Annotated in this window: 9 protein-coding genes; 5 read left to right on the top strand and 4 right to left on the bottom strand. The window is 52.2% G+C overall.

Features of this window, described 5'->3' with window-relative positions; all coding sequences use genetic code 11:
• Positions 1 to 136 precede the first annotated feature (136 nt).
• Positions 137 to 913: an ABC transporter substrate-binding protein gene (locus tag MXE39_RS05380; RefSeq protein WP_246977651.1), complete on the bottom strand. Its 777-nt coding sequence runs from the start codon at positions 911 to 913 to the stop codon at positions 137 to 139.
• Positions 914 to 2,250: 1,337 nt separating this feature from the next.
• On the opposite strand from MXE39_RS05380, the gene MXE39_RS05375 reads away from it, so the two are divergent.
• Complete coding sequence (locus MXE39_RS05375; RefSeq protein ID WP_246977650.1) at positions 2,251 to 2,595, top strand: cyclophilin-like fold protein; 345 nt, start codon at positions 2,251 to 2,253, stop codon at positions 2,593 to 2,595.
• Positions 2,596 to 4,735: 2,140 nt separating this feature from the next.
• On the opposite strand, the gene edd is transcribed toward MXE39_RS05375, so the two are convergent.
• Together edd and MXE39_RS05365 are read right to left on the bottom strand one after the other, a co-directional pair.
• A complete protein-coding gene (gene edd, locus MXE39_RS05370; protein ID WP_246977649.1) occupies positions 4,736 to 6,535 on the bottom strand; it encodes a phosphogluconate dehydratase in 1,800 nt (599 codons plus the stop codon).
• A 272-nt stretch (positions 6,536 to 6,807) separates the two neighbouring features.
• Positions 6,808 to 7,368 (bottom strand): gluconokinase, encoded by a 561-nt coding sequence (locus MXE39_RS05365; RefSeq protein WP_246977648.1) that lies wholly within the window; start codon positions 7,366 to 7,368, stop codon positions 6,808 to 6,810.
• Between the two features lie 1,154 nt (positions 7,369 to 8,522).
• Here MXE39_RS05365 and MXE39_RS05360 point away from each other — a divergent pair.
• Together MXE39_RS05360 and MXE39_RS05355 are read left to right on the top strand one after the other, a co-directional pair.
• Positions 8,523 to 9,890: a GntP family permease gene (locus MXE39_RS05360; RefSeq protein ID WP_246977647.1), complete on the top strand. Its 1,368-nt coding sequence runs from the start codon at positions 8,523 to 8,525 to the stop codon at positions 9,888 to 9,890.
• A 941-nt stretch (positions 9,891 to 10,831) separates the two neighbouring features.
• The gene (locus MXE39_RS05355) at positions 10,832 to 11,935 is read left to right on the top strand and encodes a LacI family DNA-binding transcriptional regulator (protein ID WP_246977646.1); all 1,104 of its coding nucleotides are present in this window, start codon (positions 10,832 to 10,834) and stop codon (positions 11,933 to 11,935) included.
• Between the two features lie 335 nt (positions 11,936 to 12,270).
• Here MXE39_RS05355 and MXE39_RS05350 read toward each other — a convergent pair whose 3' ends face one another.
• Complete coding sequence (locus MXE39_RS05350) at positions 12,271 to 12,993, bottom strand: GNAT family N-acetyltransferase (RefSeq protein ID WP_246977645.1); 723 nt, start codon at positions 12,991 to 12,993, stop codon at positions 12,271 to 12,273.
• A 461-nt stretch (positions 12,994 to 13,454) separates the two neighbouring features.
• Between MXE39_RS05350 and map the strand changes: the two genes are divergently transcribed.
• Both map and glnD read left to right on the top strand, forming a co-directional pair.
• On the top strand, positions 13,455 to 14,249 hold the full coding sequence (gene map / locus MXE39_RS05345) for a type I methionyl aminopeptidase (protein ID WP_246977644.1): 795 nt from the start codon (positions 13,455 to 13,457) through the stop codon (positions 14,247 to 14,249).
• Positions 14,250 to 14,872: 623 nt separating this feature from the next.
• Positions 14,873 to 17,554, top strand: a complete 2,682-nt coding sequence (gene glnD, locus MXE39_RS05340; protein ID WP_246977643.1) for a [protein-PII] uridylyltransferase — start codon at positions 14,873 to 14,875, stop codon at positions 17,552 to 17,554.
• The last annotated feature ends 604 nt before the right edge of the window (positions 17,555 to 18,158 follow it).

Below are 18,158 nucleotides of genomic sequence, written 5' to 3'. Positions count from 1 at the left end.
ACTATGAGTCATAAAGGAAGGCGGATATCTGAAAAAACCAGATAAATCCGAAAAATCAGAGAGATCAGCTAAGTCTGATATTTATTAAATTCTGACAGTCAAGGCAGGACCAGGTCTGCCCATAATGAAGGAGTTGCTATTCGGCTCCCCACTCAGCCAGAATGCCGTCAATGGTACCGTCTTCCTGCATTTCCTTGAGAGTATCGGAAATGTACTTGGTATAAGGGGAGTGCTTGGCCAGAGCAAAAGCAAACATACAGGCCTCCTCACCGAACTTGCTGTCAGTAACGCCCATATTCATGCTGGGCACACTACTGGCAAAATCAGCGATAGGAGGGCGGTCATAAATAAGACCATCAAGCTGGCCGGCACTGAGCTGGTAAATAGCCATGGTCAGGTTGGTAAAGTACACCGGGGTAGCACCGTATTTGGCTGCATAATCCTCAGCTGTTGAGTTCTTTTCCACTCCTATTCGACGGCCTTTGATATCGTTTTCATTCCTGATAGCGCGACCACCGTCTTTGCTGTACAGAATGCCAAGGCTGGAGTGCCAGAAAACAGGTGTGAAGTCGTACTTTTCAGCACGGGCTTCGGTATAGGAGATGCCGCCAATAACCAGATCAGCAGTACCGTCACGCAGACGGGCAAAGGCATCTGTACGTGGCAGAGGATAGACGCGGTTTTCCTTGAGATTGAACATCAGGCGGCGTTGCAGCTCAAAAAGGATATCGATTTCAATGCCCATAGGGTGGAGGAGATTGTCCTTAAGAAAAGCCTGTGGAGCACCGGCAGGATTTACATAAACTGACAGAGTTACATGCTCCAGCTCGCCGGCTGCATTAGCCTGGGACAGTCCTGCCATACCAATGGCAGCTGCCAGTGCACCGGCAATGATATTCTTGGAAAACCTCATAATTACTCCCCTGATCTGTTCCAGATTCAACAGCGAGCTCCCTCTCGACATTGAAGTCTGAAGTGGATAAAGCCGTGACAACTGACCGTGCGGTCATTATGACCTTGTATTCCACACTCCTTTTTGACATATGCCCCTGTATGTCACATGAGCCCTGCAATATGCCCTGCGCCACATGAGCCCATGCAATATGCCCTGCGCCACATGAGCCCATGCATATGAGCCTCTGTGTCACATGATCCTTTGCACATACCCATGGGACGGCCACAAAAGCCTGACATACAGATAACTGCAGTACGGTAGCCATGCATGGACCATACTAAGATGCACATGAACCGGCAGTGACTGCAACTGATGTTTGAAGTCAATCGTAAGCTGACAAGAAGACAGACTCCTTTCTGTTTTTCACCAGACTATTTATCCAGTCTGCCTCCGCTACTGGAATTTAGAATTAAACTATACCGTTTAGTTTACTTGTCAAAATACGCAAGACTGACAGCATTCCAGGGCGAAGTTAATAATTCTTGTCGTTTTTGATATCGACAGTGTACACAAATTTCTTAACTTGTGTGTGCATTCACGGCTCAAAATCGTGCAGGCAGCCTCATACGTAAATATATGATTTTTTTAAATGCGTTCTGACTGTTCCCTGTAAATACGGGGTTCTTTCAAAAGTACCGAAATGTCATTGCGTTATCCGTGACAAAATAACAAAACTTTAAAAAGTTGTGTAAAGTTTGCGAGAAATGGCATTTCTACCATAATGTCCGGCATTATCATCTTTGCTAGATACACAGAATATTTAATTACAACCCCACCCAAAAGTACCAGCGCCATAAACAAGTCGCCATCCTAAATTCAGTTGTTAACCTGTTCATATATCGGTGTAAACCACTGAACAAGACCACTTACCATCCCCAACGTAAATTCCACAATCCCTGCACAAAAAAAACCATGCCTGACCTACTGCAGCGCCCCATGAATTAACCAGCCCTCCAGCCAGCCCCAGCTCTTCACTTTCATCGCTTATCCGCTCATTCCTCGTTTAGACGCTCCTGACCAGTACCGGCGCCCGCGCATCAGAAACCGGCATAACGTTACAGTCAGAGCCTGATGTGTCAGCGTTCCTGGATGGAAATATATCCAGCTCACATAAGTTCAGATATCAGCGCGGGCCCTCAATTTAAGCCTCCTGTGAGGGCTTAATCTTTTTAAAGTAATACGCCCGGGCAATTCAGGTATTGAAAATGCAGGTGGATGCTCTACAGTGGCCTGCTCCGTTGCATGTGAGGGGGCGGGCCTGATATCTGACAGACACTCAAAAGGAGAAGATACAAATGGGCATCAAGATCAAAATAGCCAATCAGGTATTTACTGCAGAGCTTGAGAGCAATGCCACTGCTGATGCTTTTCTGGATCTTCTCCCTCGCACCTTTCTCATGAACGAAATGGGCGGAAACCAGAAATACCACTATCTGCCTGCCAGCCTGCCCGTCGACCTGTACTCTCCAGGCACAGTAAATGCCGGAGAGCTGCTCATCTACAAAAACAGCTGTCTGGTCCTTTTCTACAAGGAGTGCCAGACTACAGAGCGCTATACCCGCCTTGGCAAGGTCGATAATCCTGAAAAACTCGAATATCTTCTCGGCCGTGGCAATGTCACGGTCACCTTCCAGGAATAAGCTCTCCGCCTGACAGCCCGGCCGCCCGTCCAGCCAGGGCTGTCTCATCACACCATGCCAGCCAACAGCGCGCCCCTGCAGGCTTATCACCCCCTGCCAGCTGACAGCACCTACGCGCTGGTTCAGCACGTCCCTGCTTACACATCACCCAGGCCAGCCAACAGCACGTCCCGGCTTGCACATCACATCCTGCCATCAGTCATTACGTCCTGGCTGTATCATCACCCAGGCCAGATGGCAGCACGTCCAGGCTGGCTCAGCACACCACCCCCTCAACCATAAGTGAGCGGCTCATGCTTTATCCTTCCTGTACCGGTACTGCAAGACAGCCAATACCTGCCCCTGACGCTTATGGTCTGCTCTCTGGCGGTATAGCAGTCCAAAGGCTGTCCGTGAAATGAGTGGCTGGTCGTGCCATGAATGGGGGCCGTCCGGAATGCACTGATTTTATGGCGCTGAAAATGAAAAAGCAGGCAGTGCCCTCCTTACGGTCAGCACTCCTGCTTCAACCTTGTCTCAAAGCAGGGAATGGTAAGCCTGTGACCAGAGGTCAGGGCAAAGACACAGCAAAAGCTGTGTCTGACCAGTCCCTGCAATACATATTGCTGCAGCCACGAGGCCTTCAGCATTACCTTGTCTAAAAACTCTGTGAGTCTCCGTGTCAATGTCGGACACTTCAACATCAATGTTTCCTGAGATTGCGACCGGAACATAAGTTCCGGCTATCACAATGCAGTTCACAACCGCACCGTGCACCGCCCTGCGGGCCTGTCCTTATGGTCCCTGTCTTATCGACTCTTCCTTCGGGACTGCGTCATGTTCTCTGAGACAGCTGCTGCGCTGCATCTTATGTTATGTAAGCACCTGGGGCCATATACCTTATCTGGCCAGGTCATCCTGCTGCCGCTGCCTGCCGTCGTTGCCTGCCGTTCATGGCGGACATAGGGGAGATGCAGGAGTCAGCAGCATTGCCGCCGCTGATGTCGATACGGTCTTAAGCATGCTAAAAAGTGCAGGAATCTTTCTACAGGAACTTGTTGGAGCTCCCCTGCGATGGAGCATTTCAATTACTGAACAGTATTAGACCCGTCTTAAGCCATTGGAAAAGAAGTGAACTTATGAAGTTCACTGCTATGCCTTTAACAGATAACTTTCATAAATCCGTCTATGTCTTCTTAAGACTGTTACGTAAGACAATTTTTAATCACTTATCTTGCATCCAGTGTTGCCAGCATACCCGAATGCACGCAAATTTTTGGGGCACAAAAGCACGTTTTTTCAGTTTAGTGATCTAAATCAAACTTTAATTTAACAGTCTCAATACATGATGTGTAAACAAAGTATAAACAGCATGTAAATAGGCTTTTCAGTTCACGGATACTGATACATAACAGGCCATATCCGTATTTTTCTGCACCAGATTCAGGCCCATGACACTTCCGGCGTGTTGACAACCGTGCCTTTTGTGCAGTAATTGCACAAATGTATCATTTACAGTGCGCGTGCACATTTTTACACAGCAAAGCGCAGACAAGACAGGCACTCAAAATCAGCAAATACACACAATAACGCATCATCAAATATACGTACGCATATACACACCACAAGCCCATATTTACGCCATCTACGGCAGTACCATTGACCACTTTTGTTCTTACTCCCCACCATGCAGTGATAAATCTCACTGATCCTTACTGCCACATGGCTCTCCTTACCAGACATTTCAGCTAATCAGCTTCAATCATGAGATCACTGCGCTTCATGGCCAACAGGCCGGACCAGAGCAGCAGGCAGTACCAGAGCAGCAGGCAGGACCAGAGCAACTGGCTGCCCCGTCATGCCCCCCAAATGATGGGGTACGTGCGGATTGAGGGATAAAAAAACACCGCTGCCCGAAAGCAAGCGGTGTCTTAGGATGACCAGACCATGTGGCCAGGTGGTTTATCTGCTTTGCACAGCCACTGTCATGGTCAGGACAGAAGTTTTGATATTAATTAAGGGTGCCAAATCACTGAGGTGTGCCGATCTGGCAGCGCTGCCGGTTATCGGACCGGAAACCGGGCCGGTGTGACACACCTGCATACCAGGGTAATGCAGGTCCTTTCCGGCCAAAAGGATTCTTCAGCTGCTGTGATGTTACTTAGAACAGGAAGCTGGCGCCTTCCTCGGCTGACCCTACAGAGTTTCTGCAGTTTTTGAACAGGTAGCGTCCAAAGGTCTGCTCAGCGGCCTCGGTATCCGGATGAACAGCGGTACGTCCGCAGAGATCCTCAAGGCAGTTTACTGTGCCGTTTTCAGCATCAAAATCAATCATGTCACCATCACGCAGCAAGGACAGCGGACCACCACGCAAAGCCTCAGGGCTTACATGCAGAGCTGATGGAATCTTGCCTGATGCGCCTGACAGACGACCGTCGGTAAGCAGAGCCACGTGGTAACCGGCTTTTTGCAGATTGCCCAGCACTGGCATCAGCATATGCAGCTCAGGCATGCCTGAAGCAGCTGGACCGGCATAGCGCACCACAATCACGGCATCACGGTTCAGACGGCCCTCTTCATAGGCCTTTTTGACCTCGTACTGGTCATTAAATACAGCAGCAGGTGCCTTTACATGACGGTGCTCTGGGGCAACAGCTGAAATCTTGATTACCGAGCGTCCCAGGTTGCCATTGAGCACACGCAGACCGCCGCTTTGCTGGAAAGACTCATCGGCACTGGACTTGAGTACGCTCTCATCATGAGTCTCACCGCAGTCAACAAAGACCAGCTCATCGTCCTTTATGACAGGAGAGGTCAGCTGTGAGGCAAAGTCGCCAGTAACAGTATTAATATCCTCATGGACCAGGTTACGGCGTGACAGGGACTTCATGAGAACAGGTACACCACCTGCCATCTGGAAAGCATTAATATCGGCTTTGGCATTTGGATAGACATTTACCAGTAAAGGCACAGCCTCGGACAGATCAGAGATGTCCTGCCAGGTGAGGGTGTAGCCAAAAGCACGGGCCACAGCTAGCAGATGCAGAGTGTGGTTGGTTGATCCTCCTGATGCCAGAAGAGCACACAGGGAGTTGATGATGTTTTTGGCTGTTACTACCTTATATAAAGGCATTGGGCTGGTGCCGGTAACAGTACGATCAACAATGGCACGGGAAATATGGTCGGTCAGAGCCTGACGCAGCTGAGTATCTGGCGGAATAAAGGCAGAGCCAGGCAGCATAAGACCCATGGCCTCAAACACCAGCTGATTGGTATTGGCTGTACCGTAGAAAGTACAGGTGCCCTGACTGTGGTAGGAGCAGCACTCCATATCCTGAAGGGCAGTCTTGTCGAGCTTGCCTGCAGCATACTGCTGACGGATCTCGGTCTTTTTGTCATTGGATATACCTGTGCCCATAGGACCTGCAGGAACAAAAGCGACCGGCAGATGACCAAAGGCGGCCGCGCCCATAATCATGCCCGGAGCTACCTTGTCACAGATACCAAGCAGCAGAGCACCATCAAAACAGTTGTGGCTCAGGGAAATGGCAACACTCTGGGCAATAACATCACGGGAGAACAGTGACATGTCCATACCGGCCTGGCCCTGGGTAACACCGTCACACATGGCAGGAACACAGCCTGCTACCTGAGCAGTGGCACCGGCCTTACGTACTGACTGCTTGATAGCCTCAGGATAAAGGCGGTAAGGGCAGTGGGCTGAGAGCATGTCGTTGTAGGCTGAGACAATGCCAATGTTGGCCTTGCTGGCATTGACCACATCTTTCTTGTCCTGAAGATCGGTACCGGCTGCGGCATGAGCAAGATTGGAACAGGTAAGGAAAGAGCGGGCACGGCCTAACTTTTCCTGATCAGCAATCATCTTGAGATATGCTTCACGTCCCTTTACTGATCGCTCTTCCAGATTACGGGTCACCCTGGCTACAACACTGTTTAACATACTGAACCTCTCAAAAAATATCCCCGGCTCATTCCGGACCATCACAGCCGGCACACACCTTATGTCCGGGATTAAATACTGCAAGTGTTAATAACAGCTCAATGTCAAAGCCTGGCACCAGGCCTGTTCCCTGTTCAAAACAAATGCACTGACAATATGCCTGCCGGCAGGCCTGAGGGCACTGCAGCTACAGCTACGGGCTGCATCTGCAGGCTGCAGTGCTGTACAGGACGTGCCTGATACAGTATCAGGCGCGGCATGCGCTGCGCTTATCAGCTGGAGCACTTGAGAGCCTCGCCATCGGCTGCCTGCTGGCGCTCAGTAACCTCCTCAAGGGCCTTTAAGGTGTCAGCAATAACAGCATCAAGAGGCTGCTCAATGGAAATCTCAATAACATCAGGCTCGTCAGCTCCCGGGATTTCAAGGGTGTCAAACTGACTCTGTACCATGTCCTTCTTCATGTAATGGCCCTGACGTGCTGCCATGCGCTCAATAATGGTCTCCATGGAGCCGCGCAGGTGGATAAACACCAGACCGTCATTGTCCTTGCGGATCTGATCACGGTACATCTTCCTGAGAGCTGAACACACCACCACACCTGAAATATGACGGCGCTGCAGAGAGAAAAAGACATCACCAATGCGCTCAAGCCATGGAGCACGGTCATTGTCGTTTAAAGGATGTCCGGCGGCCATCTTGATGATATTGGCACGCGGATGCAGGTCGTCTCCATCAATGAAGGTGGCTGAATAACGCTCGGCAATGGCCTGGGCCACGGAAGTCTTTCCGGCGCCACACACGCCCATAACTACACACTTTACAGCTTTACTCATCGCGAGCTCCTGTTCCTTTCTACTAGAACCATTACTGATGCAGTCCATTTAACCACCACGACCTCGTGGCATGACCACCACAGGCCACTGAACTCTGCGGCCACACAGGCCCGATCTGCTGACAGACCAGCCTGAGGCTGACTGCCTTCCCTGATGACTGAGCCGCTTCAGCAGCGGCTGTTGTGCATACAGACCACTTTGTCCTGCCTGTCTCATGAGAGGACAATTACAGGCTCATAACTTACTGCACCTTATCTGGTGTGACTGAGCTTTACTTAGCTGAGGTATCTGGTCAAATAAGGACTTTTGCTGTCTGTTTACCCATACCTGCAACAAGCCTGCTCAATGTTACTGATAACTATTATATAGAAAAGCGCCATGGTTTTTAATAGTTATCGGTAACATTTTTGCTGCTATTTTGTCATTTTTGTCATTTTTAGAGAAACTTAACGCCCCCAGACAAATCCCAGCCAGGCCGCGCAAACACTTTATTCCTTTCACTTATCCCTGCCCGATTGAAATTACCTATGTTACCAGTATCATGTTAACCATAACATGTTAACGGTAACATTTTACTTTATCAGAAGCATGTAAAAGCATGGCGATATTATTTGCTCTGGCTTTTGTTAATAATATGGCTGATGAATGATGTTGCTGCCTGTTAGCTTTACGGCAGTAACAGCTGGTAACATCAGCCTTTAACCATCAAGTTTCTGATACAGCACTGGTAATGCACAAAGGCCGGCCTTCCTGCCTGCGGGCCCGGACAGAGCATTATTCTCCCTGCCAGTTCAGCAGGAACAGGCTAAGCCAGGCTCAGCCCAGATGATTGCACTGGGCTAAGCTGCCCAGATCAGCACATCAGCTCTCTTGCTCCCCGCTCCTTGCGTCAGCATAGCTGCTGACCTGAGCAGGGGCCTGCGCCCGCACAGGGGCTCACGTGAGCCCGTATGGCAAGATCTGGTCAGCTCAGGTCAGCTGATTGTATTGAGTCGCGCTGCGCCCCTCAGTTCCTCTGGTCCCCATCAGCGTCACTGTCCCCGTCGGGATAGCAAGCTGAGCAATACCGGAACTGAGGCCAGACGCAGCTTAAACTGGTCACACATATGGAGAAGAAGCGGCATGGGGTCTAAAGGCCCCAATTGAGGATATTTATGGAACAGTCACTCGCCCCTTCTACAGGCTACCTGCTCAGTGTTGCAGGTGCTGCTGTATTGATTCTTCTGGTTCTGATTATGAAACTCAGAGTGCATGCCTTTGCATCTCTGGTTCTGGTTTCCCTGCTTACAGCCATGGCCACAGGCATTCCTCTGGACAAAATTGTTCCGTCCATGCTCTCAGGCTTTGGCGGTACTCTGGCCTCAGTGGCACTGCTGGTGGGCCTGGGCGCCATGATTGGCAAGATTCTGGAAAAGTCAGGCGGTGCCCAGGTACTTGCCGATACCCTCATCAGAGTACTTGGTGAAAAGAAAGCCCCGCTGGCCCTTGGTATTGCCTCACTGCTCTTTGCTTTGCCTATCTTCTTTGATGCCGGTCTGATGGTTATGCTGCCGGTTATCCTTTCGGTGGGCAAGCGTCTTGGTGGCTCCATTCTGCTTTATGCCATGCCGGCTACCGGTGCCTTCTCTGTAATGCACGTCTTCCTGCCACCACATCCAGGTCCTGTTGCTGCCTCATCAGTACTGGGAGCCAATATTGGCCTTATGGTGATTGTCGGCCTGTGCATTGCTCTGCCAACCTGGTATCTGTCTTCCTATCTCTTTGGTCTGTGGGCCGGCCGCAAGTGGGAGTTTAAAGTGCCTGAGCTCTTTGCTGATACCTCAGATGACGATATCAAGGTAACTCCACCAGGGTTCTCCACTGTAATGGGCATTCTGCTTACTCCTGTACTGCTGATTTTCCTTAACACCGGTATTGCTACTCTCAGAGCCTCAGGCGTGCTGCCAGACAGCCAGATCCTCGACTTTCTTACCGTTCTGGGTCAGACTCCGGTAGCCCTGCTTATCACTCTGATGGTGTGTCTTGCCGTATTTGGCCGTGACTTCAGCATGAAGGTACTCGAAAGCTTCTGCGACAAGGCTCTGGGCCCTGTCTGCTCAGTAGTACTGGTAACCGGTGCCGGTGGCATGTTTGGCGGTATCCTGCGCCGCTCGGGCATTGGTGATGCCCTGGCCTCAACCCTGTCAGATCTGGGTATACCTGTTATCTGTGCCGCCTTTATCATTGCCGCCTGTCTGCGTGTTGCTCAGGGCTCTGCCACTGTTGCCCTGAGCACTACCGCAGCCCTGATTGCCCCGGTACTGGCCAGCGCAGGTTACAGCCAGATTGAGCTGTGCACCATTGTGATTGCAGTAGCAGCAGGCTCAGTAGTGATGTCCCACTTCAATGACTCAGGCTTCTGGCTGTTCAAAGGTCTGTACGGCCTTGATGAGAAGACCACCCTCAAGACCTGGACTGTTCTTGAAACCCTGATTGGCACCATTGGCTTTGCCTTTGCCGCCGCCATCTACCTCATAGCCTGACAGCCTCCCCTGCAGCCAGCCCGGCAGCCGTCCCACCTGCCGGGGTCAGGCCGCTGCCCCAGGGCAGCCTGACCGCCCATGCTCAGGTCCTGTCCTCAACAGCAAGTCCGTAAGCTGACAGTAACAGCAGTGCTCACCCCGAGCACCACACAGTTGCAGTGAGCCTGCTGACCTGCAATTGACATATTTCCACCCTCAGCAGCAGCTCAGGCAGCCGCCAAAGCCCTCCAGCTGTGGAGGGCTTTGGCATTTGTACAGAAAGCATACGCCTGCAGCTTCAGTCAATCGCAGCCTGCGTCGCAGCCTGCGCCGCAGCTGCCTCATGTCAATAAGCTTCAGTGGCGGGCAGCGCAGATGTAATACAGGCTGGCAGTGGCTGAGCGCTGACTTGCTGCGGCGACCTGAGAGCTGACTTGCTGCGGTGGCCTGGTGCTTTTTGCGGCAGCGTGAGAACGGCGCCCGCGCTGGTCAGGATGGGGGTACTTATTAAGGCTGATGACGGTGATGACTTAATCTGTAATGCTTTTATATTTATCCATATCGGCATGTAACAGTACTTTCCGGGTGCTTTTGCGGGCGCGCCAAAATGGCGAAATCGGACAAACATTGGCTTTTTGAGGCCTCAGCCTTTAAAATGATCGGACAAAGTAAACATTGCTTCTTAATTCCGGCACTATCTATATTGAAATATATAGATATAAGATCTGAGCCTTAACTGGTAATAATATCTTTGCTGCCTGGACACCGGCATGGGAAGCTGTGCTGCTGGAGCTCGGGAGAGCGGACGGCCCTGCGGCTTTCATGGATACAGGACTGCCTGGCAGTCTGATGCCTTTTGTTTTGACCACCTTATTTTGAAGGAGAGCTGATCTTTCAGTAACGTACTGCATCAGATACTCTGGTTGCAGTAACTGGTCTGATGGCCTCAGCGAATTGAGCCGATGAAAGGACAACGCATTACCCTTGAAGACATAGCCCAGAAAGTAGGTGTAACCAAGATGACGGTCTCCCGTTATCTGAAGAATCCCGCCACTGTAGCCAGGGAAACAGGTCTGAAGATTCAGGCCGTAGTCGATGAGTCGGGCTATGTTCCCAATCGTGCCCCGGTTATGCTGTCCAATTCCTCCACCAGGACCATTGGTCTGACCGTTTCCTCCTTTTCCAACCTGCTTTTTTCCGATCTGATTGAGGGTGTAGAGGAACGCGCCAGCGAATATGGTTATGAAGTGCTCATTACCCATACTTCCTACAACCAGGAAAATGAAGAGCGCAAGGTAGTACAGCTGCTGTCCTATCAGGTCGATGCCCTTATCACCACCGAGGCCGAGCACAGCGCCATGACCACCCGCCGTCTGAAGATGGCACGCCGTCCTGTGGTCGAGCTCATGAGCCTTATCAAAAAGCCTGTGGACATGAACATAGGCTATGACCACGTCAAGGTTTCCTATGCTGCCGTCAAAGGTCTTATCAGGAGTGGCCGCAAGAATATTGCCTATCTGAGCGCCCGTATGGACCGCCGTAACATGGACCGTCAGTACGGTTATGAAATGGCCTGCAAGGAGGCCGGACTGCCATCATATGTCTTTGGTTCAGCCGAGCACTCCAACTTCTCACGTGGCGCTGACATGATGCGCAAGGTCATTGCTGATGTACCTGATGTCGATGCCATTTTCTGTACCAATGACGACGTGGCTATCGGCGCCATGATTGCCTGTACCGAGATGGGCATCAAGATTCCTGAGCAAATGTCCGTGCTGGGCTATAACGGCCTTAATATCGGCACTACCACTATTCCAAAGCTGACCTCTGTGGTCACCGCCCGCCGCGAGATGGGCCGCATGGCTGTAGACTTCATCATGAAGCGCCTGCATGAGAACGACAATTCCGAGCACATTCTGGAACTCAATCCTATGCTCAGCCTTGGTCAGACCCTCAAGGACATTGAACACCGCAATATCTCCCGCATGTTCGATACCCTTTACGCCACCAAATTCCCTAACGGCCCGGTGTCGCCATCTGACCTCAGTCGCGTCACCATGTGCTAAGGCTAAAGCACGGCCAAAACACGGCCACAGCAGCCCCATGGCAAATAAGCAAAAGCCCGGCTGACAGAGGGTGCCCGCACAACAGTGCAGGCACCCTTTTGTTTTTGCGCCAGGCAGCCCCCGCTACGACACGCCATCATGCCCGACACTGCAGGCCGGTGTGCAGGCAAAAACCGAGAACCGCTGCGATAACCCGCCAGGCTCCACCCAGCCGCCCATCGGCTAATCCTCAATCCCGCCAGCAGGTCAGCCCAGCCAGCCTCTCCAGGGCCGACCCGGCTATGCCCACCTCTCCAAGGCCCAGCCCAGCCATCCTCCCCCAGGCTTCGCCCAGCTCAGTCAAGGTCCTCGACCATGCGCACTGAGGCGCGCGTCCAGTACAGAGGAAAAGTGCGCTGTGCATACTGGTCCAGGCTGATGAGATAGAGTCTGAACAGTACCTTTATGTTTTTGGGCTGCCACTGCTCTTCCCAGGAATACTGGTAAGTCATACCAAGGCGCTGCAGCACCTGACCGCTGGCCTCATTGGTGACATCATGGCTGGCAAAAACAAAGGAAAAGCCATCCTCCCTGAGCCGGGCAAGCACTGCCCTGCAGGACTCAGTCATCAACCCCTGCCCCCAGAACTGCGGCAGCAGCCCATAGCCCAGCTCACAGCCCATCCCTGAGCTTATATTTATGCCACTGCCCGGTTCAGATACTGACCTGTCAGCCGCTCCAGCACAACCATCACCGCTGCAGCCTGCCGCGCAGCAGCTGTTGCTGGCGATGCTGCGTGCCCACTGACTGGCATCTTCAAAGTCGATATTGATAAAGCCTATGGGCCGGTTATCACTCTTGAGGCAAAGGGCATAATCATAGCCATGGGGCTGTGCGTAATTGCTGCAGTAAAAACCTCTGAAAAAATCGCCCGCCTCTCCCTGGGAGCGTAAAGGATGAATGGGCAGAAAACGGCACACCTGCTCATTTGAGTATATGGTCAGGAAGTCATCAAGGTCAGCGGCGGTAAAGCGCCTGAGGATCAGACGTGGGGTTTGCAGTGTGGGGGTATTGGTCATGGCGGTTTTCAAAGCCGATGTAATGGCGCTTTAATGAGTGTTTTTGAGCTGAGTTACAGCACCTGACAGCCCAGACAGTTCAGACAGTTCAGACAGTTCAGACAGTTCAGACCGGCCTTGCCTGTCAGCCTTTATGCAGGCAAATCCCTCATGGCAGCTGCAGACATGATGGAGCTGCAGGCCCCTGGGGCTGCGCTGCAGCCAGACGTGCTCCCTGCGGGCACTGCTGTGCAGCCTGACATGGTATTACCATGCAGGCTGTGCCGGGAAATGGGGCGTGGTGGGCGGCGCACTGGTATCAATAGCGTATTTGTCTTAAAATAGCACTTGCCCGGGACAGTTGCCTCATGCTAACTGTCTTTTTATTTGGGAACAGCACAGGAGCGTTATTTTGCCTTGCTGATAAACCACATTTGAGGGCGTATCCGGATTTGTAGACACTTTAGTTTGAGGAGCAGCCCATGATCACCTTAAGAAGTCCCAGCGAAATTGAACTTATGCGTGTAGCCGGAAAGCTGGCTGCAGACGTTCTGGTCATGCTTGAGCCTCATGTTAAGAGCGGTGTAACTACAGGTGAGCTTGATGATATCTGCATGGACTATATCACCAACCATCAAAAGGCTGTTTCCGCCTGCCTTGGTTACCACGGCTACCCAAAGTGCGTATGCATTTCCGTAAATGAGGAGGTCTGCCACGGCATTCCAGGCCACCGTACTCTGCGTGATGGCGATATCGTCAATGTCGACGTTACTGTTATCAAGGACAAGTACTATGGAGATACCTCCAAGATGTTTATCGTAGGCGGCAAGACCACACCAATCAATCACCGTCTGGTCAAGACCACCAAAGAGGCCCTGTACTCTGCCATACGTGTAGTTCGTGCCGGTGCCAATCTTACTGAAATTGGTGAAACCATTCAGCGCATTGCCGATCGTGAGGGCTTTTCCATTGTACGTGACTACTGCGGTCACGGCATTCACAATGTCTTCCACGACGAGCCTACCGTGCTGCACTATCGCAACCGCAACTCCCTGACTCTGGCTGCCGGTATGACCTTTACCATTGAGCCAATGATTAACGTGGGCACCTGGAAGTGCAAGGTCAACAAGAAGAACGGCTGGACTGTTACCACTGCAGACAAGAGCGCCTCTGCCCAGTTTGAGCACACCATTCTGGTAACCGCTGACGGCTGTGAAATCCTTACCCTCCGTCCTGAGGAAGAAGAGGAGCTGCCACGCATTCTGCACAACGTCTAATCAAAGGCCATAAGGCCCAGAGAATCCCACGGGCCCTGCAGCCACCAGGCCGACAGGGCTGCCTGACAGGCTGATTCAGAGCAAATCTGAATCAGCCTGTTTTGTTTTGAGCTCAGATGGCAGATTAACCCCACAGACCGCATGCCCTCCAGATAGAGACAAAGCAGCCACGGAAGCCGACAGCTTCAGTGAACTTATGCCCATGCAGCACAGGATTTTTCCTGCTGTACAAGGCATGGCCCTTTTGTGCGGCCAGACCAGGCATCACATGTCCCGGTCCGGCCCTGCCGGACAGGCAGTGCCGTCCCGGCCCTGCCCGCATCTGAGAGCCCCCTGTGAGGAGGCTATTGCACAGAGCCTGCCCTGGCTTATCCCAAATGGACTTCACAGGCTTATTGCACATGGCCTGTCCTTGCTTATTGCTCAGGGACTGTCCTTGCTTATCGCACATGGCCAATCCAGGCTTTTCGCACTGACTGACAATCAGTGTAAAATTAAGACTATATGTGCAGGAAAGTTTCCTTTCCCAGGGCTAACCGGTCTTACCATGGCTCCTGTGTTGCCCGGGGATTGCGGAACCTGTGCAGTCGGATTTTTTGTCACAAATGTCCAGGAGATGTCCCATGTATACCCATATCAGTCTGCCGCACGAACAGCGAAGCGCTGACCTGGTAAAGGAGTTCCCATGCTCGTGTGCTGAGGACATCACCAATGTCAAATGTGGCCGTGACCATCTTCATGACCTTGAGGAGCGCCTTGCCGGGTTTTTCCGTGATGGCTATGCCATCAGCTCGCTGCTGGCTTACCGCACCCACTATGTGGATGATCTCATGTGCTGTCTGTACCACTCATTTCACCTTGATGAAATTGAGGGTCTGACCCTGCTGGCCGTTGGCGGCTACGGACGAGCTGAGCTGTTCTTAAAATCCGATATCGATATTCTCATCGCCTCAGAAGATACCCTGAGCGATGCCGCCTCCGAGCAGATCTCGGCCTTTATCTCCTACCTTTGGGACCTCAAGCTTGATATTGGCTCTTCAGTGCGCACCATTGCCGAGACTCTGGAGAACGTCAACGCTGACCTTACTGTCTGTACCAATCTGCTTGAGACCCGCTTCCTGTGCGGCAACAAGGATGTTTACGACAAACTGCTGGCCACTATCAAGTCGGAAAGCACCTGGAATGCCAAGCGCTTTTTCCACGCCAAGGTAGCCGAAGAGCTTGAGCGTCATCATGCCTACAAGGACACTTCCTATGCCCTTGAGCCTGACCTCAAGCAAAATCCTGGCGGCATTCGTGATATCCACGTCATGCAGTGGATTGCCAATTTCCACTTCCAGGCCAAAACAGCCGAAGACATGCTCTCCCTGGGCTTTTTAAGCCAGGAGGAATATGAGGAGCTCATCGAAAGCCGTGATGTGCTCTATCAGGTACGCTATGCCCTGCATGTCCATACCCGCCGTGAGGACAACAGACTCAACCTCGACTGTCAGCCGGCCGTAGCCGAACTGCTGGGCTATGAAGGCAGCTCCAATGCCCAGGTTGAGACCATGATGCGTGACCTCTACCGCACCCTGCGCCGCATACGTGAACTCAACTCCATGGCTCTGCAGCTTGAGGTACTGCGCATTACCGGTCAGCTTGGCGATGAGGAAACCCAGTTTCTCAACAATGACTTTGTGCGCCGTGGTCCGCTCATCGATGTCACCACTCCTGATGTCTTTGAAAATGACAAGAGCAAGATGCTCGAAATCTTCCTGCTCATGTCCCGCCATCCTGAAGTTGTAGGGCTGCACGTCAACTCCCTGCGCCTGCTGCGCCGCACCCGCCGCTCAATGACCAATTACCTTGTGGAGATTCCCGAGTGCCGTGCCATTTTCCGCTCCATTCTCAATGATCCGAGAGCTGCGGCCATTGCCTTCCCGCTCATGCATGAGCACCGTATTCTTTCTGCCTATATGCCGGCCTGGGAAAAGATTGAGGGCCTGAGCCAGTTTGACATGTTCCACCTGTATACCGTCGATGAGCACACCATTCGTGTCATCAAGAACTTCGGTATCTTCAGCAACTCCCGTGAGCCTGCCTATAACCTGTTCAAGCATGTTTACAGTCAGCTTAGCAATCCTGAGATTCTCATTGTTGCTGCCCTGCTGCACGATATTGCCAAGGGTCAGGGCGGACACCATGCCCAGCTCGGCGCCGGTGAGGCTCTGTACTTCTGTCAGCTGCACCGCTATACCCTTTACCAGACCCGCCTGGTCTCCTGGCTGGTCTATAACCATCTGCTGATGTCCTCTACAGCCCAGCGCCGTGACATCAATGATCCTCAGGTGGTCAGCGAATTTTCCAAGAAAGTTCAGGATGAAGAGCACCTCAATCTGCTCTACTGCCTGTCGGTTGCTGATATCTGCGCTACCAATGACCGCGAGTGGAACTCCTGGAAAGACATGGTCTTCAAGCAGCTGTACTTCTCCACCCGTCAGGCCCTGCGCCATGGCCTTGAGATGCCGCATGACATCAAGCTGCATGCCGGTGAAAACATGGAGCTGGCCATAAAGTACATGCGTGACCTCAATGAGCAGGACATTCGCTCTTACTGGTCATACTTCAGACCTGAGTACTTTATCTACTACACCCCTCAGGAAATTGCCTGGCATACCCGCAATATTCTGACTTTCAAGGTTGAGTCCCACCCTCTGATTCTCTTTGCCCAGCATGAGGGTACAGGCACGGAAATGCTGATCTTCATAAGAGAGCACAATCCGCGCTTTAACTTTGGCTACCTTGCCTACATCATGACCAAGAAGCGTCTGAACATTCAGTCCGCCCAGTTCATACGCAACAGGCTCAATCACTCTATCTGCACTATCAAATTCCAGTCCCAGATGGGCAGCTGCATCGATAACGACCGCCTGCACTCAATTCGCAGCGCCCTTATCAAAGGCATAAGTGAGGAGCCAAGTCTCGATAATATCGATTCAGGTCCGGAGAAGAGCAAGAAGAAGATTTTCAAAATCCCTACTGTTATCAACTATCTGGAAGATCACACCAAAGAGACTACCAGCCTCGAGATTTCAGCCCTCGACCAGCCAGGCCTGCTGGCCCGTGTAGGCATTGTCTTCAACCGTTTCTCACTCTTTGTCCGCAGTGCCCGTATCACCACCACAGGCGAGCGTGCCGATGACTTCTTCTCGGTGACAGACAAGCAGGGCCGCCCTCTTAACGAGCGCACCAAGGACAAGCTGGCCAAAGCCCTGGCCGACGCACTCAACGCCCACCGCGAACAGTCCGCCCAGGATCAGTAACCCCGGCACTGCCGCGCCCCGCACAGCCGAGGCCTATGGCCATGACCTGGCCATGGCCAGGTCATGGCCAGGGCGCCGGCGGCGCCAGGCATCCCCATCAGCAGCGGCCTTGCAGCTGCAGGTGGAGCAGGACTTGCCTGCACTTAAGCCCGCTACCCCTCCCACTCCTACCTGAGCCCTTAGCTCCCGCACAGCCGTTCCGGACTCTCCCCCACAGCCTGCGCCTTACGCCTTTGTGCCCTTCAGGCCCGTACCTCCCCACTGCCTGCGCGTTCCAGCCTTTGCATCTCATGCGGCCGATCACAGCCCCTTACTTTACCTTACGCTACTGATATTTTATGCACCAAAAGCATGCAACTTTCACCATATGAGCAATCAGTACAGAATAAGTGCACTGTTTTTGCACCTTAACATAAGCCAGGGCACTACTTAAGTGCAAAAATCAGGTAATTTCACCATTTAAAGCTCAAAAGCGCACCACAAATATGCATGGCCATTGACTGATAAATGCTATGGGCTAATATTTACGCAAACTGCATGACAGCACCAGGCCATTCAGGCGCCAGACCCTGTAACTGCAGCCTGCAGGCTTAAGGCCTCAGAG

This window comes from Anaerobiospirillum sp. NML120511 (genome assembly GCF_023050955.1).
Classification (GTDB): domain Bacteria; phylum Pseudomonadota; class Gammaproteobacteria; order Enterobacterales; family Succinivibrionaceae; genus Anaerobiospirillum.
This window is presented reverse-complemented; position numbering and strand designations above follow the sequence as displayed.